The sequence below is a fragment of the Methylomonas sp. HW2-6 genome, assembly GCF_052474525.1.
In genome coordinates this window covers 593,471-617,210 of the sequence record NZ_CP184124.1, presented here as the reverse complement: position 1 = coordinate 617,210, position 23,740 = coordinate 593,471, and the positions used below count along the sequence as shown (strand labels likewise).

General features: G+C 57.5%; 23 protein-coding genes, 1 tRNA gene and 1 other RNA gene. 12 read left to right on the top strand and 13 right to left on the bottom strand.

From position 1 onward, the window contains the following. Window positions 1-217 precede the first annotated feature (217 nt). Window positions 218-294: transfer RNA gene (locus ACH518_RS03995), tRNA-Met, on the bottom strand. Window positions 295-564: 270 nt separating this feature from the next. On the opposite strand from ACH518_RS03995, the gene rnpB reads away from it, so the two are divergent. The 5 genes from rnpB (at window position 565) to rimK (ending at window position 3,706) form a co-directional block, all read left to right on the top strand. After that, window positions 565-915: RNase P RNA component class A (gene rnpB / locus ACH518_RS03990), an RNA gene on the top strand. Between the two features lie 33 nt (window positions 916-948). Continuing rightward, a complete protein-coding gene (locus tag ACH518_RS03985) occupies window positions 949-1,572 on the top strand; it encodes a methylthioribulose 1-phosphate dehydratase (protein WP_445371956.1) in 624 nt (207 codons plus the stop codon). Then, window positions 1,569-2,126 carry a 1,2-dihydroxy-3-keto-5-methylthiopentene dioxygenase gene (locus tag ACH518_RS03980; protein ID WP_445371955.1) on the top strand — a complete coding sequence of 186 codons (558 nt, stop codon included), beginning with the start codon at window positions 1,569-1,571 and terminating at the stop codon, window positions 2,124-2,126. Before ACH518_RS03985 ends, ACH518_RS03980 begins: the two co-directional genes overlap by 4 nt. Then, window positions 2,123-2,797: an acireductone synthase gene (mtnC, locus tag ACH518_RS03975; protein ID WP_445371954.1), complete on the top strand. Its 675-nt coding sequence runs from the start codon at window positions 2,123-2,125 to the stop codon at window positions 2,795-2,797. The genes ACH518_RS03980 and mtnC overlap by 4 nt, the downstream gene beginning before the upstream one ends. An 18-nt stretch (window positions 2,798-2,815) precedes the next feature. Next, window positions 2,816-3,706, top strand: coding sequence for a 30S ribosomal protein S6--L-glutamate ligase (gene rimK / locus ACH518_RS03970; protein ID WP_140914328.1), 891 nt, complete (start codon window positions 2,816-2,818; stop codon window positions 3,704-3,706). Between the two features lie 38 nt (window positions 3,707-3,744). Here rimK and ACH518_RS03965 read toward each other — a convergent pair whose 3' ends face one another. The 3 genes from ACH518_RS03965 to ACH518_RS03955 are packed head-to-tail and all read right to left on the bottom strand — an operon-like array spanning window position 3,745 to window position 5,635. Further along, window positions 3,745-4,155, bottom strand: a complete 411-nt coding sequence (locus tag ACH518_RS03965; protein WP_445371953.1) for an ExbD/TolR family protein — start codon at window positions 4,153-4,155, stop codon at window positions 3,745-3,747. Window positions 4,156-4,159: 4 nt separating this feature from the next. Next, the gene (locus tag ACH518_RS03960; RefSeq protein WP_140913944.1) at window positions 4,160-4,828 is read right to left on the bottom strand and encodes a MotA/TolQ/ExbB proton channel family protein; all 669 of its coding nucleotides are present in this window, start codon (window positions 4,826-4,828) and stop codon (window positions 4,160-4,162) included. 18 nt (window positions 4,829-4,846) lie between these two features. Continuing rightward, window positions 4,847-5,635 (bottom strand): energy transducer TonB, encoded by a 789-nt coding sequence (locus tag ACH518_RS03955; protein WP_445371952.1) that lies wholly within the window; start codon window positions 5,633-5,635, stop codon window positions 4,847-4,849. Between the two features lie 224 nt (window positions 5,636-5,859). Between ACH518_RS03955 and ACH518_RS03950 the strand changes: the two genes are divergently transcribed. Beyond that, entirely contained in the window at window positions 5,860-7,743 is a 1,884-nt protein-coding gene (locus ACH518_RS03950) for a potassium transporter Kup (protein ID WP_445371951.1), read from the top strand. A gap of 16 nt (window positions 7,744-7,759) precedes the next feature. On the opposite strand, the gene ACH518_RS03945 is transcribed toward ACH518_RS03950, so the two are convergent. Together ACH518_RS03945 and ACH518_RS03940 are read right to left on the bottom strand one after the other, a co-directional pair. Beyond that, window positions 7,760-8,221: a hypothetical protein gene (locus ACH518_RS03945; RefSeq protein WP_445371950.1), complete on the bottom strand. Its 462-nt coding sequence runs from the start codon at window positions 8,219-8,221 to the stop codon at window positions 7,760-7,762. A 72-nt stretch (window positions 8,222-8,293) separates the two neighbouring features. Beyond that, a complete protein-coding gene (locus tag ACH518_RS03940; protein WP_445371949.1) occupies window positions 8,294-9,169 on the bottom strand; it encodes a fumarylacetoacetate hydrolase family protein in 876 nt (291 codons plus the stop codon). A 151-nt stretch (window positions 9,170-9,320) separates the two neighbouring features. Here ACH518_RS03940 and trpE point away from each other — a divergent pair, with 151 nt between their 5' ends. Continuing rightward, window positions 9,321-10,805, top strand: coding sequence for an anthranilate synthase component I (gene trpE, locus ACH518_RS03935; RefSeq protein WP_445371948.1), 1,485 nt, complete (start codon window positions 9,321-9,323; stop codon window positions 10,803-10,805). Beyond that, window positions 10,802-11,392, top strand: coding sequence for an anthranilate synthase component II (locus tag ACH518_RS03930; protein WP_278210112.1), 591 nt, complete (start codon window positions 10,802-10,804; stop codon window positions 11,390-11,392). Before trpE ends, ACH518_RS03930 begins: the two co-directional genes overlap by 4 nt. A gap of 20 nt (window positions 11,393-11,412) precedes the next feature. Here ACH518_RS03930 and ACH518_RS03925 read toward each other — a convergent pair whose 3' ends face one another. Next, window positions 11,413-11,886 (bottom strand): Lrp/AsnC family transcriptional regulator, encoded by a 474-nt coding sequence (locus tag ACH518_RS03925; protein ID WP_445371947.1) that lies wholly within the window; start codon window positions 11,884-11,886, stop codon window positions 11,413-11,415. A gap of 159 nt (window positions 11,887-12,045) precedes the next feature. Here ACH518_RS03925 and leuA point away from each other — a divergent pair, with 159 nt between their 5' ends. After that, a complete protein-coding gene (leuA, locus tag ACH518_RS03920; protein ID WP_445371946.1) occupies window positions 12,046-13,710 on the top strand; it encodes a 2-isopropylmalate synthase in 1,665 nt (554 codons plus the stop codon). Here leuA and ACH518_RS03915 read toward each other — a convergent pair. The 4 genes from ACH518_RS03915 to ACH518_RS03900 form a co-directional block, all read right to left on the bottom strand. After that, a complete protein-coding gene (locus ACH518_RS03915) occupies window positions 13,691-14,239 on the bottom strand; it encodes a uracil-DNA glycosylase family protein (protein ID WP_445372962.1) in 549 nt (182 codons plus the stop codon). The two genes, leuA and ACH518_RS03915, sit on opposite strands and share 20 nt — an antisense overlap. A 53-nt stretch (window positions 14,240-14,292) precedes the next feature. After that, a complete protein-coding gene (locus ACH518_RS03910; RefSeq protein WP_445371945.1) occupies window positions 14,293-15,060 on the bottom strand; it encodes an exodeoxyribonuclease III in 768 nt (255 codons plus the stop codon). Between the two features lie 86 nt (window positions 15,061-15,146). After that, entirely contained in the window at window positions 15,147-15,896 is a 750-nt protein-coding gene (locus ACH518_RS03905; protein ID WP_445371944.1) for a methylenetetrahydrofolate reductase, read from the bottom strand. Window positions 15,897-15,939: 43 nt separating this feature from the next. Further along, on the bottom strand, window positions 15,940-16,404 hold the full coding sequence (locus ACH518_RS03900) for a winged helix-turn-helix domain-containing protein (protein ID WP_445371943.1): 465 nt from the start codon (window positions 16,402-16,404) through the stop codon (window positions 15,940-15,942). Window positions 16,405-16,624: 220 nt separating this feature from the next. Between ACH518_RS03900 and ACH518_RS03895 the strand changes: the two genes are divergently transcribed. From ACH518_RS03895 to trmB, 3 genes are all read left to right on the top strand, one after another. Then, window positions 16,625-17,692, top strand: coding sequence for an alkene reductase (locus ACH518_RS03895; protein ID WP_445371942.1), 1,068 nt, complete (start codon window positions 16,625-16,627; stop codon window positions 17,690-17,692). Between the two features lie 174 nt (window positions 17,693-17,866). Then, a complete protein-coding gene (locus tag ACH518_RS03890) occupies window positions 17,867-19,006 on the top strand; it encodes a hypothetical protein (RefSeq protein WP_445371941.1) in 1,140 nt (379 codons plus the stop codon). A gap of 63 nt (window positions 19,007-19,069) precedes the next feature. After that, a complete protein-coding gene (gene trmB / locus ACH518_RS03885) occupies window positions 19,070-19,759 on the top strand; it encodes a tRNA (guanosine(46)-N7)-methyltransferase TrmB (RefSeq protein ID WP_278210124.1) in 690 nt (229 codons plus the stop codon). A 15-nt stretch (window positions 19,760-19,774) separates the two neighbouring features. Here the strand turns inward: trmB and ACH518_RS03880 are convergent, their stop codons facing one another. Then, window positions 19,775-20,011 (bottom strand): glutaredoxin family protein, encoded by a 237-nt coding sequence (locus tag ACH518_RS03880; RefSeq protein ID WP_445371940.1) that lies wholly within the window; start codon window positions 20,009-20,011, stop codon window positions 19,775-19,777. Window positions 20,012-20,025: 14 nt separating this feature from the next. Then, window positions 20,026-23,697: a methionine synthase gene (gene metH / locus ACH518_RS03875; RefSeq protein ID WP_445371939.1), complete on the bottom strand. Its 3,672-nt coding sequence runs from the start codon at window positions 23,695-23,697 to the stop codon at window positions 20,026-20,028. Between the last annotated feature and the right edge of the window lie 43 nt (window positions 23,698-23,740).

Sequence of the window (23,740 nt, the reverse complement as noted above, 5' to 3'; positions counted from 1 at the left end):
TGGGTGCAGGAAATGCTGAAATCAGGAAAAGCAGGCCGCAGGGGCAGGGATGTGGCCTTACCCTTGACAGCTTACGCGATAGGCAAGCAGGGCTATTTTTGGTCGAAAATGCCAACAGTTGAACTTGGGCGAATGCCTTAGTATTGGTTGCTATATTCGAGAAACCTTGGGGCAACAAAAAAGGCCTAGGTCGTTAAACCTAGGCCTTTTATTTGTCTGGTAGCGGGGGCAGGATTTGAACCTACGACCTTCGGGTTATGAGCCCGACGAGCTACCAAGCTGCTCCACCCCGCGATTGATAGTGCTGCATTATACTGGTCGCCAAAAAAATAGCAAGCAATAAACATGCAAAATCATTTGCTGCCGCCGCGTTCGTACCTTCATTTCCTTAAAGTTCCTGGTCGCTGAAAAGATCAGGATGCGTTGGCTGGCGCCCAGGTACCGAGTTATCGATGCTCTATGCATCAAGGATAGCCGTGCTAGCGTTCGGCTGTTGCCAGCGGCCATGGCTTCGTTCGAGCTCAGAACGAACTATTTCCCGGTGTAACCTGTATAATCCCCGCCAGAGTTGGCCGAACAGTCGCCGTTTCGCGCAAGCGGGAGGGAGGAAAGTCCGGGCTCCATAGGGCAGGGTGCCAGGTAATGCCTGGGAGGCGCGAGCCTACGGAAAGTGCCGCAGAAAATATACCGCCTGGTTCGTATCGGACCCGGTAAGGGTGAAATGGTGCGGTAAGAGCGCACCGCGCAACTGGTAACAGGTGTGGCAGGGTAAACCCCACCCGGAGCAAGATCAAATAGAGGAGCATTGGCGTGGCCCGCGCTGCTCCTGGGTAGATTGCTTGAGCGCTTGGGTGACCAAGCGCCTAGATGAATGGCTGTTCACGACAGAACCCGGCTTACAGGCCAACTCTTCCATTCCCCTATTCTTTTGCCTTCCGCAAAGACTCCATGACCTTAAAATCCGACGAATTTTTCCTGAAGGCCGAGCAACTGATCGCCGCCGGCCGCTTCATCGACAGCAAGGGCTGGGTGCCGGCCACCAGCGGTAATTTTTCGGCGCGATTGGCGGACGGCAATATTGCGATTACGGTTTCCGGTCGGCATAAAGGTCGCTTGCAAGCCGACGACATCATGCTGATCGACCCTCAAGGCCGCTCGCTGGACGGCAAGAAGCCGTCGGCCGAGACCTTGCTGCACACCTCGATTTATCAGCGTTACCCTGATGTGCAAGCCGTGTTGCATCCGCATTCGGTCAACGCCACGTTGACCGCCCGGCTGTTTCAAGACGAAATCATCCTGGAAGATTACGAACTATTGAAGGCTTTGCCCGGCATCGATACCCACGAAAGCCGCATCGTGGTGCCGATCTTTGCCAACGACCAGGATATCCCGCGTCTGGCGGCCAAGGTCGAGGACTATTTGGACACCCACGGCGACATTCACGGTTACATCATCGCCGGCCACGGTTTTTACACTTGGGGCGCTTCGGTTGACGACGCGTTGCGGCATCTGGAAGCCCTGGAGTTTTTGTTCGATATTGAAATTCGTCTGCATGGAGTAAAACGCTTATGAGCGCATTGACTACTTATCCCGCCAACCAACCCGGCCAAGGCCAAACCTGGCGCGATTTTGACGCGATTGCCGGCCAACTGAGCGGACTGGGCGTGCAATTCGAGCGCTGGCAGGCCGAGCAAACCTTTGCCGCCGATGCGCACGCCGACACGGTATTGGCGGCTTACCAGAGTTCGATCGACAAATTGAAGCAGCAATACGGTTTTCAATCGGTCGACGTGATCAGCCTGAACGCCGAGCATCCGAACAAGGATGCGTTACGGCAAAAATTCCTGGCCGAGCATACCCACAGCGACTTCGAAGTGCGCTTCTTTGTCGAAGGCAAAGGCTTGTTTTACCTGCACGTCGGCGATCAGATCCACGCCGTGTTGTGCGAACAAGGCGATTTGATCAGCGTACCCGCCGACACCAAGCATTGGTTCGATATGGGCGAGAATCCTAATTTCAAATGCATCCGCCTGTTCACGACCGAAGACGGCTGGGTAGCGGATTTTACCGGCGATAAAATCGCAGATAGCTTCCCGACGCTGGACCAATACCTCGCTGCATTATGATCGAAGCCATCGTTACCGACATCGAAGGCACCACGTCGTCGCTTTCGTTCGTCAAGGACGTACTGTTCCCTTACGCCCGCCAACACCTACCCGCCTTCGTCGCCGAGCACTGTGCCGATCCCGAGGTAAAAGCCTTACTAGACGATGCCAATCGGCTCGCGGGAGGCCAACTCGAACAAGCGGCATTGATCGAACAATTTATTGCTTGGATCGATGCCGACCAGAAAATCACGCCGCTTAAATCCCTGCAAGGCTTGATCTGGTTGGACGGTTATCAAAACGGCGACTTTACCGGCCACGTTTACCCGGATGCGGTGCGCAATTTGCGGGCTTGGCAGCAGCGCGGCTTGAAACTGTACGTTTATTCGTCCGGCTCGGTGCAGGCGCAGAAATTGTTGTTCGGTTACAGTGATTTCGGCGACTTGACGCCGTTGTTCTCCGGCTATTTCGACACCCGCATCGGCGGCAAGCGCGAAGCCGAGTCTTATCGAAAAATAGCCGACGAACTCGGTTTGCCCGCTGCGCGGATTCTGTTTCTTTCCGACATCAAAGAAGAACTGGATGCGGCGCGTATTGCCGGCTTTGCTACCCGCTGGCTGGTGCGGGACCAAACGGCGGATGCCGGCGCCGACCATCCGCAAGCGGCTGATTTCGATGCGATACGGTTCTGATCCGGCTCCGCACGGCCTATGAAAATAGCCATCTTGTCGCGCGACCCGGCGCTGTATTCCAGCGTACGGCTGATGGAGGCCGCCAAAGCACGCGGCCATGACGCACGCATATTCGATCCGACCCATTGCTACATGAATATCACATCGATGAAGCCGTCGATTCATTACATGGGGGAAGATTTGCTGGGTTACGATGCGGTGATTCCGCGTATCGGTGCGTCGATTACCTTCTACGGCACGGCGGTGTTGCGCCAGTTCGAAGTGATGGGCGTCTATACCTTGAACAAGTCGGCGGCGATCAGCCGCTCCCGCGACAAAATGGCCTCCAGCCAATTGCTGGCTCGCAAAGGCATCGATTTGCCGATCACTGCGTTTGCGCATAATCCCGACAACATCGAAGATCTCATCGCCGAAGTCGGCGGTGCGCCGTTGGTGATCAAACTGGTGGAAGGCTCGCAAGGCATCGGTGTGGTACTCGCAGAAACCCACAACGCGGCGCATAGCGTGATTCAGGCTTTCATGGGCTTGAACGCCAACATCATGGTGCAGGAGTTTGTTCAGGAGGCGGCCGGCAGCGACATTCGCTGTTTCGTGATCGGCGACAAAGTGGTCGCGGCCATGAAGCGCCAAGGCCGCGAAGGCGAATTCCGCTCGAATTTGCATCGCGGCGGCACCGCAACACTGATCAGGCTGGCGCCGGCAGAACGCGCCGCAGCGGTTCAAGCGGCGAAAATCATGGGCTTGGACGTGTGCGGTGTCGATTTACTGCGATCCAAACGCGGACCGTTGGTGATGGAAGTCAATTCGTCGCCGGGGCTGGAAGGTATCGAAAAAACCAGCGGCAAGGATATTGCTGGATTGATGATCGAATATATCGAGAAAAACGCCGGAAAGGCCAAGTCCGCGTAATAAGAGCCCGGCACAAAACCGGGCTCGGAATAAAGTCGTTACTGTTCCAACGTGACGAAAGCCAGCTTCGAGATGCCGGCGTGTTGCACGGTGGCCATCACTTCCGCCACTTTTCCGTAGTTGACGCCTTGGTCGGCATAGATATGGATGATCAGTTCGGGGTTGGCGGCCAGTTCGCTTCTCAGCGTAGTGTCCAGCACGGCCAGATCGGCGACCGAATTCTTGTTCAGAGTCACCGCGCCCTGGGCGTCGATACCCAGTTGCATCGGCTGTTTTTCGGTATCCGGGGTGGTGGAAGCCGTTTTCGGCAGCGCTACGTTTACCGATTGGGTTAGCAAAGGTGCGGTTACCAATAAGATGATCACCAGCACCAGCATGACATCGACTAACGGCGTGACGTTTATTTCACTGACCGCCTCGTCGTCTTCCGAATTCGTTTTAAATCCCATTTATTTACTCCTTGTTTTTACCGTTGTCGCCAAAGGCGATATGCAGAAAGCCGTCCACGAAATTCTCCAGCGACGCCCGATGGTGCTTGGCGCGCCTCAGGAAAAAATTGTAGGCCAAGACTGCCGGAACCGCCACTGCGATACCGATGGCCGTGGCGATCAAGGCGTCGCCGATCGGGCCGGCCACGACATCCAGGCTGGCCGAGCCGCTGGCGCTGATGTCATGCATTGCGTGCATGATGCCCAATACCGTACCGAATAAGCCGACAAACGGCGCCGTGCTGCCGATGCTGGCGAGCATGGTCAGACCGCTTTCCATCCGGCGTTGCTCGTCCTGGGTTTGTTTGCGCAAGGTCTGCTCCAGCAAATCCTGCGGCGAACCGCGGAATTTCAGGCTGGCGCAGGTCTCCGGGTGGCTCATTTCCGCCAGCCAGGCGAAACCGCATTGGGCAATGCGCGCTTTCGGGCCGCGCGCGGTCTCGGTGGGCAATTGTTCAGCGGCTTTCAAATCGACCGAGTCCCAAAAAGCGGCGTTGTATTTTTTGTTGTAGTAGTTGTTTTTGGCGAATTGCCAAATTTTGAACAGAATCAGAGTCCAGGTTATCAGCGAAAACACCACCAGTGTGTACAGGGTGGCGTCGATAACAGCTTCTGGGGCTATATGGTAAGGCATTACTCTCTCCGAGTTTTATTATTCACGTAGTGTAAAAATGATTGGCACGATCACCGAACTGTCCACCGGCGTTTCACCGCGCTTGGCCGGAATGAATTTCCATTTTTTAACGGCCTCCACCGCCGATTCGTCCAGTATTTCGTGGCCGCTGCTCTGATCCACCGCGACCGCTTCGCTCAGGCCATCCGCGGAAACTTGGACTTTTAGCAGCACCTTACCCTGCCAGCCGCGGCTCTTCGCGATCATCGGATATTCCGGTTTCGGATTGTGGGCGTAATTGGCGCGATAATTTGCTTCAGTAAACTGTTCGGCGCGGGTCGGCACGCTGCTCGTACTGGTGGCCGGAGCGCTGGGGGCACTCGGCGCGCTAACCGGTGCCGGTTGCGGCTCGGCCGGAGCTTCTACCGGCGCAAATTCCGGAGCTTTTTGCACAATGGGCGGCGCCTTTTTCGGCAGCGGTTTCGGTTGCGGTTTTTTGGGCGGCGGTTTTTTTTCCGGCGGCGGCGGTGCAGGTGGTGGCGGAGCCGCAGCAGGTTTGGGGGCGGACATTGCGATCATCGAGACTTCCATGATCAGCGGTTGGGCCTCGGTCAGTTTCTCTTCGGGCTTTAGCAATTGCTGCAGGCCCCAGATGTGCAACAGTAATACCAAGACCGCCAATAATCTGAGCATACTGGCGGGCCGTTCTTCGCCGAATAAGCCTCGCCAAAACCAATGTTGACCGCGCCCCCCTGTCTGACCCACGCCGCCGAACGATACCAAGTGATTTTCCGGCAAAGCATCCTCGTGGTTTTTAAATAAAAACATATAAGCAGTTCAGTACAAAAATATGCGCGATTGGTTTTTAATCATACATTGTATGTTATTACCTCCCCCTCGTCAGCCACCACCTCGCGGACGGCAGTGGGGGCCGAATAAAGACTAAGACGTTTCAGAACCTCAAATCCCCCCTCCCGACCTTTGCGGTTGGCGGCAAAATCGCGATCTGTGGCATAATTTTCCGGCCCGTCCCTAATCTTCCGCTATTTTCTATGTCCGCAAAACATTCCCAGACCAAGGAGCAAATCGCTGCGTTGGCGTTTAGCGCCATCGGCGTCGTCTTCGGCGACATCGGCACCAGTCCGTTGTATGCCGTAAAAGAGGTTTTTCACGGTGGCTTGCCTACCGATACGGTCCACGTACTGGGCGTGTTGTCGTTGATTTTTTGGGCCATCACTCTGGTGGTTACCACCAAATACGCCATCTTCATTATGCGCGCGGATAACAAGGGAGAAGGCGGCATTATGGCGCTGATGGCGCTGGCGATGCATGGTTCGAAGGATAATCCGGAACGTAAACTGTTCATTGTCACGATAGGTTTGCTGGGCGCCGCGCTGTTCTACGGCGATAGCATGATTACCCCAGCCATCTCGGTGCTTAGCGCCGTCGAAGGCTTGCAGATCGTTGCGCCGCGTCTAGAAAACTACGTGTTGCCCATAACCATAGTTGTGCTCAGCGTGTTGTTTATCATTCAGGTCAAAGGTACGGGTAAAGTTGGTCGGATGTTCGCGCCGATTATGTGCTTTTGGTTTGCTACGCTCGGTGTTTTGGGGGCGATAAATATCGTCCAGCATCCGGATGTACTGATGGCGATTAATCCTTACTATGCGGTTCACCTGTTGATTGAACTGGGCTGGAAAGGCTTTTTAATTATGGGGGCGGTGGTACTGTCCATCACCGGAGCGGAGGCACTCTACGCCGACATGGGGCATTTCGGATTGAAACCGATCCAATTCGCTTGGTTTAGCTTTGTTTTTCCCGCTTTGCTGCTGAATTATTTCGGTCAAGGAGCTTTGCTGATAGGCGACCCGAGCGCCATCGAAAACCCGTTTTATTTATTGGCGCCGAACTGGGCTTTGTATCCAATGCTGATTTTGTCGACCTTGGCTACGGTTATCGCATCTCAAGCCGTAATTTCCGGGGCCTTTTCGGTGACACGCCAAGCCATCCAGTTGGGCTATTGCCCGCGCATGAATATTCGCCATACTTCCGGCGATGAAATGGGCCAAGTATACATTCCGGCTATCAATTGGCTGTTGATGGTATCGGTGTTTATATTGGTACTGAGCTTTAAATCCTCGTCCGCACTCGCTTCCGCTTACGGCATCGCAGTGACCGGCACCATGATCGTGGACACTATACTGGCCTTCATTGTGATTCAGGGTTTGTGGCAATGGAACAAGCCCACCAGCATTCTGTTTTTATCCACCTTCTTGATCATCGACTTACTGTTTCTGTCCTCCAACAGCCTGAAAATTCCGCACGGCGGCTGGCTGCCGCTAGTGGTCGGCACCGTGTTGTTTTTGGTGATGACTACCTGGATCAAGGGCAAGCAGTTGTTGGCCCGCTACCTGGACGAACGCCGGGTGCTGTTCGAAGACTTGGAGGAACGTTTGCGCGACCAACCGCTGGCTACCGTACCCGGTACCGCGATTTATATGGCGCGTAGCGTACATGGTGTACCGCAGGTTTTGCTGCACAACCTGGAGCATAACCATGTGATTCACGAGAAGGTGATCGTATTGACCATCGTCACCCGCGAGGAACCTTACGTGGAAGAGGCGCAGCGGGTCAAGATCCGTTCGTTTGGCGACAGCGGCAACTTTTATCGAGTCAAACTGTATTTCGGCTTTCAGGAGGAACAGGACGTCCGCCGTGCGCTGCAGCTTTGTTGCCACGAAGGCCTGGATATCAACCAGAAAACCGTATCGTTTTTTATCGGTAGCGAGCGCCTGTCATTCCGCCGCAAAAGTCCGATGCCGAAATGGCGGCGCTCCCTGTTCAGTTTCCTGACTCACAATTCCAGCAGTGCGATCGAATATTTCAAAATCCCGGTCGACCGGGTCATCGAGCTAGGCATTCGGATCGAGTTGTAGTCAGTCTTACTGCGGACTATTGATCGCGGCGTCCGCGCCAGCCGCCGGGCCGGCGATCGTCGCCATCACCGCCGCGCTCGCGCCAAGTCCTGCGGCCACCGGCTTCGGCCGGCTCCGGCCGCGCCATCAAAAAATATCCCCGCCACGCAGACCGGTCCGGTTGATGATCGTCCCGATCATGATCCGGCGAGCGGCCGCGCCAATCGCCGCGACGGTCGTCGTGGCGGTCGAAATCCGGCCGCCGCCAGTCGTGGTGGTCATGGTGGTCGTGAATCCGGCCTTGCGGCAGGTAGTAGCGACCGTAAGTTATCGTCGTACCTGGGCTGTAATAGCTGCCGCCGCCGTAACTGCGCGAATAGGTCGGGGAAGAATAATAGCCATTGCCGTAACCCGAATAGCCACGTTGGTAGTAGCCCGTCGCACAACCCGACAGGGCGATAGCTGCGATGGAAAAAATGGTGACTTTCAAGGTTTTCATGACTGCCTCTTGGCTTTGCGGCCCTCTTGGATTAAGTTGGCTACAGCGTATCGAGGCAGACTTAATCGGCGCTTAAACTCCGGGCTGCACCAAAAAACCCGCCGGTTCGGCAATCACTGGATTAATCAGGTCGCCAATCCCTTCGATTTGGATGCGCACGGTTTGTCCCGGCTTTAAATAACCGCGCGGTTTCATCTTCACGCCGACGCCGGCCGGGGTGCCGGTGCTGATCACGTCGCCCGGCTCCAAGGTCATGACTTGGCTTAGATAGGCGATCAATTCGTAACAATTGAAAATCATCTCGCCGGTATTAGCGTTTTGGCGCAATTCGCCGTCGACCCAGGTTTTCAGACTCAGGTTGTGCGGGTCGGCGATTTCGTCGGCGGTAATCAGCCAGGGGCCCAGCGGGCCGTGGGTGTCGAAGGATTTACCCAGGGTCCAGGTCGGCGTACGGGCCTGCCAGTCGCGCACCGTGACGTCGTTGCAAATCGTATAGCCGGCAATCACTTCGACGGCGCGTTCGGCCGGGACCTTTTTACAACGCTGGCCGATGACGATGGCCAACTCGCCTTCGTAATCGACTTTATCCGAGATTGGCGGGATATGGATTGCCGCGCCGGGCCCGATGACGCAGGTGCTTTGCTTGGTGAAAAACGTCGGGTATTCCGGTTTTTCCAAGCCGGTTTCGCCGATGTGGTCGGCGTAATTCAAACCCACGCCCAGCAATTTGCCCGGGCGCGGGATCGGCGCCAACAGCGTCACATCGGTCAGCGCGATGCGCGGCGCATCGGCATCGATCAAGGCTTGCAACGCCTGCCGTGCCGAGTCGCCCGCCGCCAAAAACGCCAGCATGTCGTTCGGCGCCTCCGCGCCGGCGGCCACCACCGCATCGCCCACCACCGCGCCGATTTTGCGCACGCCGTTGTCCAGAAAAGTCGCCAATTTCATAAAGTCCGTTCAGTTCCAAAAAGCGGGCATTCTAGCCGATCGGCCGCAAATTGGCGGCAAGCGGGCGTTGGCGTTCGCCGCTCGGCGCGTTGTGGGGTACAATCGCCGCTTGATTGTTCGCGGCCCGGCCGCCCCATTTTGAGTTCCACCGATGACACCCGCCCAATTTGCCGACTATGCCCAACAAGGCTATAACCGCATCCCGGTCTGGCGCGAAGTTTTAGCCGACCTGGACACGCCGCTCAGCGCTTATCTCAAGCTGGCCGACGGCGCGTATTCTTATCTGTTCGAATCGGTACACGGCGGCGAACAATGGGGGCGCTATTCGATCATCGGCCTGCCCTGCCAGACCCGGATCAAAATCAGCGGTCATAACATAACTGTCGAAAACGACGGTGCCGAGACCCAGCTGTTCCAGCACCAGCAACCGTTGCAGTGGATAGAAGAATTCCGCCAGCAATACAAGGTGCCGGATGTGCCCGGTCTGCCGCGTTTCAACGGCGGTTTGGTCGGTTACTTCGGCTACGAAACCATCGGTTACATTGAGCCGCGCCTGCAACCCAGCGGCAAACCCGATCCGATCGGCGCGCCGGATATCCTGTTGATGGTGTCGCAGGATTTGCTGGTGTTCGACAACCTGTCCGGCAAAATGTTGCTATTGACTCACGCCGACCCGGCCCAGGACAACGCCTATCATAATGCCAAGGCCCGGCTGGACCGACTGGTGGAAAAATTGCGCAAGCCGCACGCCCACCCGCAACCGCACGCGGCCGGAAAACAGGTCAACGAAGCCGATTTCGTCTCCGGATTTACCCAGCAGGGCTACGAAGACGCGGTACTGAAAGTCAAACAATACATCACCGACGGCGACTGCATGCAGGTGGTGTTGTCGCAGCGCATGTCGATTCCGTTTAATGCCGCGCCGCTGGATTTGTATCGGGCACTGCGTTGCCTGAACCCGTCGCCGTACATGTTTTTCATGAACCTGGGCGATTTGCATGTGGTCGGCTCGTCGCCGGAGATTCTGGTACGGCTGGAAGACAACGAAGTCACGGTCAGGCCGATCGCCGGCACCCGCCGCCGCGGCGAAACCCACGAGCAGGATCTGGCGCTGGAAAAAGAACTGCTGGCCGATCCGAAAGAAATTGCCGAACACTTGATGCTGATCGACCTGGGCCGCAACGATACCGGCCGCGTCGCCAAAATCGGCAGCGTCAAACTCACCGACAAGATGATCGTCGAGCGCTACTCGCACGTGATGCACATCGTTTCCAACGTCACCGGCGAATTGCAGGACGGCAAGAACGCGTTCGACGTGTTGGCGGCGACCTTTCCGGCCGGCACCGTCAGCGGCGCGCCGAAAATCAGGGCGATGGAAATCATCGACGAACTGGAGCCGGTCAAGCGCGGCATCTATTCCGGCGCGGTCGGTTACATTTCCTGGTCCGGCAACCTGGATACCGCCATCGCGATCCGTACCGCCGTGATCAAGGACCAAACTTTACACATTCAAGCCGGCGCCGGCATCGTCTACGATTCGATCCCGCGCAACGAATGGGATGAAACAATGAACAAAGGCCGCGCGGTATTCCGCGCCGTCAGCATGGCCGAAGCCGGCCTCGGAGGCAAAGCATGAGCGGCGTCAGATTGGTGATGGTCGACAACTACGATTCGTTCACCTACAACCTGGTGCAATATTTCGGCGAACTCGGCGCCGACGTGGTGGTGGTGCGTAACGACGAAGTCACGGTGGAAGACATTGAGGGCTTGCGCCCGGACAAGATCGTCATTTCCCCCGGCCCCTGCACGCCCAAGGAAGCCGGCATTTCCGTGGACACCATCCACCGCTACGCCGGCAAATACCCGATCCTGGGCGTCTGCCTCGGCCACCAAAGCATCGGCTACGCCTTCGGCGGCAACATCATCCACGCCAAGCAAATCATGCACGGCAAGGTATCGCCGGTGTATCACAAGGATTTGGGCGTGTTCAAAGGCCTGAGCAACCCCTTCACCGCCACCCGCTATCACTCGCTGGTCATCGAGCAGGCGACCATTCCCGATTGCCTGGAAATCACCGCCTGGACTCAGGACGAACAAGGCAACATCGACGAAATCATGGGGGTGCGGCATAAAACTTTGGACATCGAAGGCGTGCAATTCCACCCCGAGTCGATCCTGACCGAGCACGGCCACGATATGCTCAGGAATTTTCTGCAGCGCTGAAGAACCTCGCCGCGGCCGTTTTATCCGGCTGCGGCCACCGCAAACGCAGTCTTATCGACGACTCGTCTCAATACAAAGCTGGAATGCACGCCGCTGACGCCGGGAATGCCGGTGATGCGTTTCAGCAATAATTCCTGGTAAGCGTCCAAGTCCTTGACCGCGACCTTGAGCTGGTAATCGGCGGCCTGGCCGGTAATCAGCAGGCACTCCATCACCTCCGGGATCTCGGCGACGGCGGCCTCGAAAGCGGCAAAGCGCTCCGGCGTGTGCCGATCCATCGAAATCTGCACCAACGCGGTCAGACTCAAACCCAAAGCCTTGGCATCCAATAGCGCCCGGTAGCCGACGATCAGGCCGGCTTCCTCCAGCACCCGTACCCGGCGTAGACATGGCGACGGCGACAGGCCGATGCGGTCGGCCAGTTCCTGATTGCTGATCCGGCCGTCGGTTTGCAGCACGGTCAAAATTTGCCGATCGTAGCGGTCGAGTTCCATAAATTGCCTATATCGCATTAATCAAGGCAATAAATTTAATTAAAAAGATAATATCCAGCAATATTAATTTAATTCTACCGCCAATCTTCGCTATAAACGCAATCGCCTGTCTGTCGCTTCGGCGTATCGTATCGCCAACTCGAATACAGGAGACCGACCATGCTAGCCAACCCTTCCATGAAATACCGACCGTTTCCGCCGCTGGCGTTGCCGGACCGGCGGTGGCCGAACCGAACCATAGCTCAAGCTCCGATCTGGATGAGCACCGACTTGCGTGACGGCAACCAGGCCTTGTTCGAGCCGATGAACGCGGCACGTAAACTCCGCTTGTTCGAAACCTTGTGCGGCATCGGCTTTAAGCAAATCGAAGTGGCGTTTCCGTCCGCCTCGCAAACCGATTTCGACTTCGTCCGCCAATTGATTGCCGAACAGCGGGTTCCCGACCACGTGACGATAGAAGTGCTGAGCCATGCCCGCGCGCCGTTGTTGCGCCGCACTGTCGAAAGCTTGCGCGGCGCCCGCAACGCCATCGTACATATCGTCAACGCCACCTCGCAACCGTTCCGCGAGCTGGTGCTGGGCATGAGCAAAGCTCAAGTCTTGGCGATGGCGGTCGACGCGGTGTGTTTGGTCAAGGAATTGACCGCCGCGCAACCCGCTACCGACTGGCAGTTGCAATACAGCCTGGAAACCTTCACCGCCACCGAACTCGATTACGCGCTGGAAGTGGCCGACGCCGTCGTCGAAGCCTGGGGTGCGACGCCGGAAAACAAGCTCATTTTGAACCTGCCGTCGTCGGTGGAACACGCGACGCCGAACGTCTACGCCGACCAGATCGAATGGATGCACCGTCGCATCGCCCGCCGCGACAGTGTGGTGTTGAGCGTGCATCCGCACAACGACCGCGGCACTGCGGTGGCAGCCGCCGAATTGGCGTTGATGGCCGGCGCCGAGCGGGTCGAAGGCTGTTTGTTCGGCAACGGCGAACGCACCGGCAACGTCGATTTGGTAACCTTGGCCTTGAATTTGTACACCCAGGGCATTGCGCCGGGCCTGGATTTTTCCGATATCGATGCGGTCGCGCGCAGTTTCGAAGCTTGCACCGGCTTGAGCGTACCGCCGCGCCAGCCTTATGCCGGCGATTTGGTGTTCACCGCATTCTCCGGCTCGCACCAGGATGCGATCAAGAAAGGCTTTGCCGCCCAGAAGACTGGCGGCTTGTGGAATGTGCCTTATCTGCCGTTCGATCCGGCCGACGTCGGCCGCGGTTACGATGCGGTGATCCGGGTCAACAGCCAGTCCGGCAAGGGCGGCATCGCCCATTTGTTGGAAAGCCATTACGGCATCGTCCTGCCGCGCCGCTTGCAGGTCGAATTTGCTCAAGTGGTACAGCAACAGGCCGACGCCGGCGGCGGCGAGATCGGCCATGCGCAAATCTGGCGCTTGTTCAACGCGACTTATTTGACGGATGGTGGGCCGCTCCGTTACCTCGGCCACCGTTTAGCCGAAATCGATGGTGGCCAGCGAATCGAATTGGATCTGCAATGGCGCGGCGCAACGCGCTGTGTGGCCGGCAACGGCAACGGTCCGCTGGATGGGGCGGTCGCCGCGTTGGCGGTGCTGGATTGCGCCGTCACCATCCGCTGTTACGAAGAGCGCTCGCTCGGCCCCAGCCGCCACGGCGGCGACGCCCGCGCTTGCGCCTTCGTCGAACTGGCCGGGCCGGATGGCCAGCCGCCGCGTTACGGCGTCGGCATCGACGATAATTTGCTGACGGCGTCGATCAAGGCGCTGATCAGCGGCGTCAATCGCTTGGCCGAATAGTTTGCCAGGCCGGATGGCGTTCGATTGCGGCCAGGGCCTCGGCCAGCAGGCTAATGCCTGGCTCGGTGCGGTGCCAGGTCGAGGCGCCGGACGGGTGTGGCAGCGGGATCAAATCGGCAGCGTGGCCGTAGGCGTCGACCTGAAATTGCTTGCCGATGACGGTGTTGAGTTTGTCGGCCTTCAGCCATTGCTGGATCGCCAGTTTGCCGACCGGGATGATCAGTTGCGGTTGCAATATCTCGATTTCGGCACGCAGCCACGCCGAGCAGTTTTCGATTTCGGCCGGGCTCGGCACCCGGTCGCCGCCACTGGCCTGCTTGCCGGGGAAACAGCGGCACACCGCCGCCATATACACCCGTTGCCGGAATTGCGCTTCGTCCAGGCCCAGTCGGGCGAACCAACCGAACAGCGTCTTGCCGGCGGTCCAGGCGAACGGCTTGCCGAACTGGCCTTCCTTGCCGCCCGGCGCCTGGCCGATTAGCAGCACCTGCGACCTTACCGGCTGGCCGCATACCACCGGACCGACCATGTCCGGACAACGGCGGCAGGCCAGCAAGGCGGCCCGATGCTGGTGCAGCGCGCTCAAGCGATTTGAATGTCGATGCCGACCGGACAGTGGTCCGAGCCAGTGATCTCCGGCAGGATGAAGGCGCTTTGGATGCTCGGCACTAGCGGTTCGCTGGCCAACAGGTAATCGATCCGCCAACCGATGTTCTTTTCGCGGGCGTTGGCGCGGTAACTCCACCAACTGTACGCCACTTGCTCCGGATGGAAATGGCGGAAGCTGTCGATCAGGCCGCGCGCCAGAATACTGTCGAAGCCGTCGATCTCGGCCTGGGTGTAGCCGGCCGATTTGTTGTAATTGGCCTTGGGCCGGGCGATGTCGATGGCTTGGTGGGCGACGTTGAAATCGCCGCCGACGATCACCGGTTTGCGGCTTTGCAGATCGGCCAGATAATCGCCGAACGCCTGGTCCCAGGTTTGCCGGTAATCCAGTCGGGACAGGCCGTCGCCAGAATTCGGCACATAGACGTTCACCAAGTAAAACCCTTCGTACTCGGCGGCGATGACCCGGCCTTCCAGGTCGTGGTCGGTTTGGCCGATGTCGCGCAGAATTTGCAAGGGCTCCTGTCGGCACAGCAGCGCGACGCCGGAATAACCCTTACGCTCGGCCGAGTTGGCGTGGACGTGGTAACCGTCGATGCCGTTCAGGGCCTGCGCCACTTGGTCTTCCTGGGCCTTGGTTTCTTGCAACAAGATGCAATCGGCGTCGATTCGAGCCAGGGTTTCGGCAAAACCTTTGCCTTGTACGGCGCGGATGCCGTTGACGTTCCAGGAGACAATTTTCATTGCAGTAGTATGGGTGCGATTGAAGACCGGGCTATTCTAAGCGTTGCCGGTCGCAACGGCATAGTGCGGCCGGCCGGAGGTTGGCGTCACTTAGTCGTGCCGATATTGATTCTTTGGAAATATTTACCCAAATCGATCCGGATCGGCATGAAATAGACGTGCAAGCCGGTCTCGGCGGCCGTCGCGATCAGATTGTTGGCGAACTCGACGTTCCAGTCGTAATCCGGACGGAAATTTTTCGGAAATTTGACCCGATTTTTCACTTCCCAATAATTCTGCGAGGCCTGAGTGGTGATCGGACTGATGCCGATATAGGTTTCCAGCCCATGCATATGCTCGGCATAAATCTCGACCATGCGCGGATCGTAAAACGGTTGCGAGAAAAAACCGGTGGCGCCGGCATCGGCCTTGCGCCAGATATAGTCGCACTCGTCCTGCAAACCCTGGCGATGCGGATCGAAACCGGCGTAAATATTTAGCTCCGGAAAGCGGCGGCGTACGGCCCGGATCAAATCGACCACGTCGGTATTGTAGAAAGCCCGTTTCAGGCCCTCCGGCGGATCGCCGGTTACCAGCAACACGCTGTCCAGGCCGTAGTCTTCGATGATGCGGAACAATTCGCCGCTTTCGATTTTGAAGTCGATTGCCCGGAAATGCGGGATAAAGCGGTATTTACCGCGGTCGATGCGCGTCGCCAATTGCCAGCTTCGGGTATCGAAGCGTTGAATGTCCGGCACGTTGATGATGTTGATGCCTTGGTTCAGGGTTTGCACAAAGGCGTATTGTTCGTCGAAAGCCTGTAGGCTTCTGGGTACGATTTCGAAAGAAATATTCATGGATGGTGTAACGAATGGAAGTGTATTCGGTCTGCGGCTGGGTTCAACCGACGTTGGCAAGTTTGGAATCGGTATCGTCTGCCGGGGTGTGCTGCGGTTGAGCCATCAACCCGGAGAACAGTTGCAGGTAGTCATTCGCGGAATGATTAACCGCTTCGACCATCTTGCTATATTGCGCCAGCACCTGCTGCCCTAGCGGTGTCAGTACCGTGCCGCCGCCGTGGCGTCCACCTTTTGCGGCGTGCACCAATGGCTCGGCAAAGCTACGGTTCATAACATCCACCAACATCCAGGCCCGGCGGTAGCTCATATTCATGGATTTACCCGCTGCCATGATGGAACCGGTTTTTTGAATGGCGGCCAACAGTTCGGCTTTGCCCGGCCCCATCGCAATTTCCTGGTTATGGAGTAGACGCACCGTAATTTTTAACTTCGGAAGCAGGGCATCCGTATCGGTTTTGGTTGATGTCATGGCTTGGTAACTGACGAAAACGGCTAAGGTAGGCATGATACATCGCTAGCCGGGTTAATTCGACATGCTAGCCGATCAATCCCGATCTCAGGCGCATGACGGCGCCGTTTACCAAGTCGGGGTATTGCGCCGATGGGAGCATTTCCGGCCGATCTCTCTGGTATCGGTTGCCGAATAGCCTGCCAAATCGCTTGCCTGATCCGCATTGCGGCTACTATATCGGCTTTTTAATCAGTTCAGTACGCAGGAGCACCGTATGAATCCATTGTTCGACCCCATCCTTATCGGCGACCTCGAATTGCCCAACCGTATCGTCATGGCGCCGTTAACCCGCTGCCGTGCTGGTGCCGGCCGGGTACCGAACGCGCTGATGGCGCAATACTACGCGCAACGCGCCAGTGCCGGGTTGATTCTTAGCGAAGCGACGTGCGTCAGTCCGCAAGGCGTCGGTTATCCGGATACGCCGGGTATCTGGTCGGAGGCGCAGATCGAAGGCTGGCGCGGTGTTACCGAAGCGGTCCATGCCGCCGGCGGCCGCATGTTTTTGCAACTGTGGCACGTCGGGCGGATATCCGATCCGTTTTATCTGGACGGCGAGTTACCGGTTGCGCCCAGCGCGATTGCTGCGCAAGGTCATGTCAGCCTGTTACGGCCAATGCGCGATTTTGTCACTCCGCGCGCGTTGGCGCTGGATGAGATGCCGGCCATCGTCGAGGCGTTTCGCCAGGGGGCTGCTAACGCCAAATTGGCCGGTTTCGACGGCGTCGAAATCCATGCCGCTAATGGTTACCTGTTGGACCAATTTCTGCAAGACAGTACCAACCGCCGCGACGACGCCTACGGCGGGCCGGTGGCAAATCGCGCCCGCCTGTTGTTGGAGGTTACCGATGCGGCGATTTCGGTATGGGGTGCCGGCAGGGTCGGCGTGCATTTGGCGCCGCGCTGCGATATGCACAGCATGGGCGACTCCGATCCGCTGACTACCTTTGGCTATGTCGCCGAACAATTGGGCAAACGTCAGCTGGCCTTTATCTTCACGCGCGAAGCCCAGGGCCCCGACGCCATCAGTCCGGCTTTGAAACGCCGCTTCGGCGGCGTGCTGATCGCCAACGAAAATTTCAGCGCCGAAACTGCAGCGCAAGCCATCGCCAGTGGCGATGCCGACGCGGTGTCGTTTGGCAAGCACTTCATCGCCAACCCCGATCTGCCGCACCGCTTAAAGACCGGTGCGGCATTGACGCCGTTCGACGCCTCGACGTTTTACCTGTACGGCGAGGCCGGACCGAGCGAAGGGTATACCGATTATCCATTGCTGGCGGATTGAGTATCTGGCAGCCGAGTTACCTATCATTCGGAAAAAGCGGAGGGCAACCATGATGTCCGCCTTTCCCGGGCGGTATCCGGCGGAAGTTAGCAACAACGCCGTGCGCGGCTATACTCAATTTCCGGAGGACGCATGAATGATGCCGATTTTTAACCAGCCATGGCCGCTTCAGGCGTGAGCGAAGTAATTCGTTACCGCTACCGGCTGCCTAGTCGTATCGCCGTGTCGCTTTTGTTTGCGGCGCTTGCGCCGACCTGCGGCTTGGCGTATCTCGCCGTCAGCGCGCCGTTGTCCCAGTATGCCGGTCTGATTGGCCTGTTGACTGTTGCCAGCGGTATATGCGCCGTTTTGCTGGGTTGGATCGTTGCCAGAGCGTCGTTTAAACCGCATTACATCGAATTACGGGAGGAAGAAGCCTTGTTGCCTAAGGCATCTTTGACGTTGCCGATTATCTGTATGCCCTATTCGGCAATCGAACAGGTCAAGCGGCTTAACGTGTCCGGCCGTACCGTGGCCGTGGTGGTTTCGGCTTTCGGCGAAGCTCGGGTCAATTCCGGTTGGTTCGCGGCACCGGGGGAATTTGCCGAATTTCTCGAGCAGGTCGAGCGGCGGCGCCTGCAACACGCCAAGACCAAGTTGCCGGCCTTCGAGTCGTTGCTCGCTGCGATTCGTGAGCGCAGTCAGGAGGATCCGCTGGCGGGTGCCAAAATCGCTGCGCAAGAGGTCTTCCATCGCTTGACTGCGGCGATGCAGAACGATAAAGGCATACATGCCGAATCGCTGTTGTGCGCGCTGGGGGCTTTGGCCGGTTACGCTTGCCAGGCCAGCGTCAGGCAGCGCAATTTGGCGGAAGGTTTGGCTGCCGAGGCCGGTTTCGTTGTGATTGAAGGTACCGATGGCAACCGCTATTTTTACGGCGACGCTTTAAACTCGCCGTTGGCGGAGTCGCAGTATTCGGTGTGGGGTTTGGCAGCAGCGGCGGCGCAAAAATCCGGCTGCCAAGCGTTGCTGGATGTTGGCGAACTATTCCGCCACAGCGCAAATACTTTGGGCAGTGCCGAATTCGGCGTGTTGCGTCTGCCGTTACGGCAGTCTCCGGCCGATAAACCGTTGAATTACTTAAAGGCCTTGTGGCCTAACCTGCTGCCGACGGTACAGCTGCTGTGTCCGGCTGCGGCACATTGGCCGATTCTGTTCGGTTTGGCGATACAGGATGCGATTCATGGCGGAAAAACCGTGATCGACCCGTGCATTGCGCTTAAAATTGTCATGGAAAGCGCTATCGCGATGTCCAAGGTAGACCTCGGCGGCTGATCGTTACGGTCTTCTGTCTTAGCGGCGGCCTTTCGCATTTTTCTGTTTTGACTTTTTGAATCAATGACCGCACCGCAACGTATCGACCCGTCCAAAATCCGCAGTTTCATCCGCCGCCAGGGCCGCGCCACTGCCGGCCAAAAATTCGCGCTGGAGCACCATTGGCAGAAATACTGTCTGGCGCCGGAGCAGATGTTCGATCCAGTGTCAGCCTTTGGTCGGCAGGCGCCGCTGATCGTCGAGATCGGTTTTGGTAACGGCGACAGTCTGGCGGCGATGGCGGCAGCCAATCCGCATTTGAATTATTTGGGGATTGAAGTGCATAGGCCGGGCGTCGGCCACTTGATGATGTTGCTGGAGCAGCGCGGCATCGACAATGTCAGGATCTACCATCACGATGCGATCGAAATCCTGGAACAAAAAGTCGCCGACCACAGTTTGGCCGGCGTACATTTGTTTTTTCCCGACCCTTGGCAAAAACGCCGCCACCACAAGCGCCGTATCGTCCGCCCCGGTTTTGTCGAATTGCTGAATAAAAAATTGGTGGTCGGCGGTTATTTTCACGCGGCGACCGATTGGGAGCATTACGCCAAGGATATGCTGACGATTTTGGCGGCAGGCGCGGGATTGAAGAATAGCAGTCCGAGCGGGGATTTTTGTCCGCGGCCGGATTACCGGCCGTTGACCAAATTCGAGAATCGCGGTTTAGGCTTGGGCCACGGCGTTTGGGATTTGATTTTCACCAAGCTTTAACGCGTCGCGGCTACATTAGGCCTGGGTTTGGGCGACAAGCCAAAGCACCTGTTCCGGGCCAAACGGCCAGTGCAGTTCCAGGCCGCGGCCGGGGTGTGCCAAGACCGGGATCTTAATCCCGTAGCGCTGCAGCAAGGCTTGGTCGTCGATGATGTCCTGCGTGTCGAAGCTCAAGCCGGCCAGTCTGACTATTTCTTCGGCTTCTTCGCATAAGTGGCAGCCCTCGGTGCCGTACAAAATAAAATCCGCCATCAATTTTGGCCTGATCAGTGGTTCAAGTGTGCCGCCAGCCAGCGTTCCGCCACTTCCAGCTTGATGCCTTTGCGCCGCGCATAATCTTCCAACTGGTCGCGGTCGATCTTGCCGACGTTGAAGTACTGCGATTCCGGATGTGAGAAGTACCAGCCGCTAACGGCCGCCGCCGGATACATTGCAAAACTTTCGGTCAAGGTGATCGTCGTATGCTCGGTGGCATTCAGCAGTTCGAACAACTTGGCTTTTTCGGTGTGGTCCGGGCAGGCCGGATAACCGGGGGCCGGGCGGATGCCGCGGTAGGCTTCTTCGATCAGCGCCGCGTTGTTGTAATTTTCATCCTCGGCATAGCCCCAGTAGTCTTTACGTACCGCCAAATGCATATACTCGGCAAAGGCTTCGGCCAAGCGGTCGGCCAGGGCCTTCAGCATGATGGCGCTGTAATCGTCGTGGTCCTGTTCGAATTCGGTCAGCTTGGTTTCAATGCCGATGCCGGCGGTGACGGCAAAACCGCCTATATAATCGGCGATGCCGCTTTCAACCGGTGCGACGAAGTCGGATAAACAATAGTTTGGTCGGCCCGGCGCCTTGACGTTCTGCTGCCGCAAATGGTGTAGCACTTCGAGCTGCTCGCTACGGCTGTCGTCGGTGTAAACGATGATGTCGTCGCCCTCGCTGTTGGCCGGGAAAAAGCCGATCACAGCTTTGGCGGTCACCCAGTTTTCGTTGACGATGTGTTGCAGCATGTCCTGCGCGTCTTGGAATAATTTGTTGGCTTCCTGGCCGACGACCGCGTCATGCAGAATCGCCGGGTAGCTGCCGGACAATTCCCAGGTCAGGAAGAACGGCGTCCAGTCGATGTATTGTGCCAGTGTCGCCAGCGGGAAATGGTCGAAAATCCGGGTGCCGAGGAACTTCGGTTTCACCGGTTGGTGCCCGGCATGGTCGAAACGGTTACGCCGCGCGGCTTCGAGTGGATGCTGCGGATTCTTGGCCTGGCGGCCTTTATGGCGTTCACGGACCTGGGCGTATTCGTCGCGGGTTTTGGCGACGAAGTCGGCTTTTAAATCCTGGCTGAGCAGCGAACTGACTACGCCGACCGCACGCGAGGCGTCGGTGACATAAACAGTTGGATGCTCGTAGTTGGGTTCGATCTTGACCGCGGTGTGGGCGCGCGATGTGGTGGCACCGCCGATCAACAACGGAATTTGGAAGCCCTGGCGCTGCATTTCCTTGGCGACATGGACCATTTCGTCCAACGACGGCGTGATCAAACCGCTCAGGCCGATCACGTCGACCTTTTCCTCGCGGGCTGTTTTCAAGATGTTTTCCGCCGGCACCATCACGCCCATATCTATTACTTCGTAGTTGTTGCATTGCAATACCACGGTGACGATGTTTTTGCCGATGTCATGCACGTCGCCCTTGACGGTGGCCATCAGCACCTTGCCGTTGGTTTCGCGGGCGGCGCCGTCCTTGTCGGCGTCCATGAACGGCATCAGATAGGCGACAGCTTTCTTCATGACCCGCGCCGACTTCACGACTTGCGGCAGAAACATCTTGCCTTCGCCGAACAGGTCGCCGACCACGTTCATACCGTCCATCAACGGGCCTTCGATGACGTGCAACGGCTTTTCCGCTTCCAGGCGGGCGGCTTCGGTATCTTCCTCGATAAAGTCGGCGATGCCTTTGACCAAAGCGTGTTCCAGGCGTTTAGTAACTGGCCATTCGCGCCATTCCAGGGTTTCCTGCTTGGCCGCCTGGCCGCTACCGCGATATTTTTCGGCGATGTCCAGCAGTCTTTCGGTGCCGTCCGGGGTGCGGTTCAGAATCACGTCCTCGACTGCGTTGCGCAACTCTTCCGGAATGTCGGCGTAAATCGCCAGTTGGCCGGCGTTGACGATGCCCATGTCCATGCCGGCATGCACCGCGTGGTACAGAAATACCGCGTGGATCGCTTCCCGCACCGGATTGTTGCCGCGGAACGAGAACGAGACGTTGGATACGCCGCCGGAAATCAAGGCATGCGGCAGGTTTTGCTTGATGGCGCGGGTGGCTTCGATGAAATCGACGCCGTAATTGTTGTGTTCCTCGATGCCGGTGGCGACCGCGAAAATATTCGGGTCGAAGATGATGTCTTCCGGCGGAAAGCCGACCTGCTCGGTCAAAATCTTGTAGGCGCGGCTGCAGATTTCGATCTTGCGCGCCATCGTGTCGGCCTGACCGACTTCGTCGAAGGCCATCACGATTACCGCCGCGCCGTAGCGGCGTACCAGTTTGGCTTGCTCGATGAATTTGGCTTCGCCTTCCTTGATTGAAATCGAGTTGACGATACCCTTGCCTTGGATGCATTTCAGGCCGGCTTCCAGAATTTCCCATTTCGACGAATCCAGCATCACCGGCACTTTGGCGATGTCCGGCTCGGCCGCCAGCAGATTCAGAAAGCGGACCATCGCCGCCTTCGAATCGAGCATGCCTTCGTCCATGTTGATGTCGATGATCTGCGCGCCGTTTTCCACCTGTTGGCGCGCCACTTCCAGGGCATCCTCGTAACGCTCTTCGACGATCATCTTCTTGAACACCGCCGAACCGGTAACGTTAGTGCGCTCGCCGACGTTGACGAACAAGGTTTCCGGGCCGATGCTCATCGCTTCCAGGCCGGCCAGATGGCAGCGTTTTTCCAACTCGGGAATTTTACGCGGCGGATATTTGCTCAGTTCGGCGATGATGGCGCGGATCGTGTCGGGCGAGGTGCCGCAGCAACCGCCGATGATGTTCAGATAACCGTTGGCAGCCCAGTCGGCCAGTTCGGCGGCCATCATTTCCGGGGTTTCGTCGTATTCGCCGAACTCGTTGGGCAGGCCGGCGTTGGGGTGGGCCGAGACGTAGGTGTCAGCGATGTTGGATAATTCTTCGATGTACTGGCGCAGTTCCTGGGCGCCGAGAGCGCAATTGAAGCCGATCGAAATCGGTTTGACGTGTTTCAGCGAAGTCCAGAATGCGGCGGCGGTCTGGCCGGACAGAGTGCGGCCGGAGGCGTCGGTGATGGTGCCGGAAATCATCACCGGCAATTGGTAACCGATTTGGTCGAATACCGATTCGACGGCGAATATCGCCGCCTTGGCATTCAGGGTGTCGAATACGGTTTCGATCAGAATAATATCCGCGCCGCCGTCGATCAAGCCACGGGTGGCTTCGCTGTAAGCGTCAACCAAGTCGTCGAAGGTGATGTTTCTAAAGCCCGGGTCGTTGACGTCAGGTGACATCGACGACGTGCGGTTGGTCGGGCCCAGCACGCCGGCGACGAAACGCGGTTTGTCCGGTGTCAGCGCGGTTGCCGCATCGGCGGCTTGTCTAGCGACGCGGGCCGAGGCGACGTTGATTTCGTAGGCCAGATCTTCCATCCGGTAATCGGCCATCGCCACCTTGGTGGAATTGAAGGTGTTGGTTTCCAGAATGTCGGTGCCGGCATCCAGATAGGCCTTGTGTATGGCGCGAATGACATCGGGTTGGGTGATCGACAGCAGGTCATTATTGCCTTTCAGATCGACCGGCCAGTCGGCAAAGCGCTCGCCGCGATAGTCCTTCTCCTCCAGCTTGTAGCTCTGTATCATGGTGCCCATGGCGCCATCCAGAAATAAAATTCGCTGTGACAGAAGCTGGTGTAAACGTTCGGAGCTATTCATGCGGGCAGTTAATCGAAGAGTGATATTGGAACGGCGGCTGATC

Excerpts from the sequence above, each read along its gene's own strand:
- ACH518_RS03985 (WP_445371956.1), top strand. The coding sequence starts at position 949 with ATGACCTTAAAATCCGACGAATTTTTCCTGAAGGCCGAGCAACTGATC.
- ACH518_RS03980 (WP_445371955.1), top strand. The coding sequence starts at position 1,569 with ATGAGCGCATTGACTACTTATCCCGCCAACCAACCCGGCCAAGGCCAA.
- mtnC (WP_445371954.1), top strand. The coding sequence starts at position 2,123 with ATGATCGAAGCCATCGTTACCGACATCGAAGGCACCACGTCGTCGCTT.
- rimK (WP_140914328.1), top strand. The coding sequence starts at position 2,816 with ATGAAAATAGCCATCTTGTCGCGCGACCCGGCGCTGTATTCCAGCGTA.
- ACH518_RS03965 (WP_445371953.1), bottom strand. The coding sequence starts at position 4,155 with ATGGGATTTAAAACGAATTCGGAAGACGACGAGGCGGTCAGTGAAATA.
- ACH518_RS03960 (WP_140913944.1), bottom strand. The coding sequence starts at position 4,828 with ATGCCTTACCATATAGCCCCAGAAGCTGTTATCGACGCCACCCTGTAC.
- ACH518_RS03955 (WP_445371952.1), bottom strand. The coding sequence starts at position 5,635 with ATGTTTTTATTTAAAAACCACGAGGATGCTTTGCCGGAAAATCACTTG.
- ACH518_RS03950 (WP_445371951.1), top strand. The coding sequence starts at position 5,860 with ATGTCCGCAAAACATTCCCAGACCAAGGAGCAAATCGCTGCGTTGGCG.
- ACH518_RS03945 (WP_445371950.1), bottom strand. The coding sequence starts at position 8,221 with ATGAAAACCTTGAAAGTCACCATTTTTTCCATCGCAGCTATCGCCCTG.
- ACH518_RS03940 (WP_445371949.1), bottom strand. The coding sequence starts at position 9,169 with ATGAAATTGGCGACTTTTCTGGACAACGGCGTGCGCAAAATCGGCGCG.
- trpE (WP_445371948.1), top strand. The coding sequence starts at position 9,321 with ATGACACCCGCCCAATTTGCCGACTATGCCCAACAAGGCTATAACCGC.
- ACH518_RS03930 (WP_278210112.1), top strand. The coding sequence starts at position 10,802 with ATGAGCGGCGTCAGATTGGTGATGGTCGACAACTACGATTCGTTCACC.
- ACH518_RS03925 (WP_445371947.1), bottom strand. The coding sequence starts at position 11,886 with ATGGAACTCGACCGCTACGATCGGCAAATTTTGACCGTGCTGCAAACC.
- leuA (WP_445371946.1), top strand. The coding sequence starts at position 12,046 with ATGCTAGCCAACCCTTCCATGAAATACCGACCGTTTCCGCCGCTGGCG.
- ACH518_RS03915 (WP_445372962.1), bottom strand. The coding sequence starts at position 14,239 with ATGGTCGGTCCGGTGGTATGCGGCCAGCCGGTAAGGTCGCAGGTGCTG.
- ACH518_RS03910 (WP_445371945.1), bottom strand. The coding sequence starts at position 15,060 with ATGAAAATTGTCTCCTGGAACGTCAACGGCATCCGCGCCGTACAAGGC.
- ACH518_RS03905 (WP_445371944.1), bottom strand. The coding sequence starts at position 15,896 with ATGAATATTTCTTTCGAAATCGTACCCAGAAGCCTACAGGCTTTCGAC.
- ACH518_RS03900 (WP_445371943.1), bottom strand. The coding sequence starts at position 16,404 with ATGCCTACCTTAGCCGTTTTCGTCAGTTACCAAGCCATGACATCAACC.
- ACH518_RS03895 (WP_445371942.1), top strand. The coding sequence starts at position 16,625 with ATGAATCCATTGTTCGACCCCATCCTTATCGGCGACCTCGAATTGCCC.
- trmB (WP_278210124.1), top strand. The coding sequence starts at position 19,070 with ATGACCGCACCGCAACGTATCGACCCGTCCAAAATCCGCAGTTTCATC.
- ACH518_RS03880 (WP_445371940.1), bottom strand. The coding sequence starts at position 20,011 with ATGGCGGATTTTATTTTGTACGGCACCGAGGGCTGCCACTTATGCGAA.
- metH (WP_445371939.1), bottom strand. The coding sequence starts at position 23,697 with ATGAATAGCTCCGAACGTTTACACCAGCTTCTGTCACAGCGAATTTTA.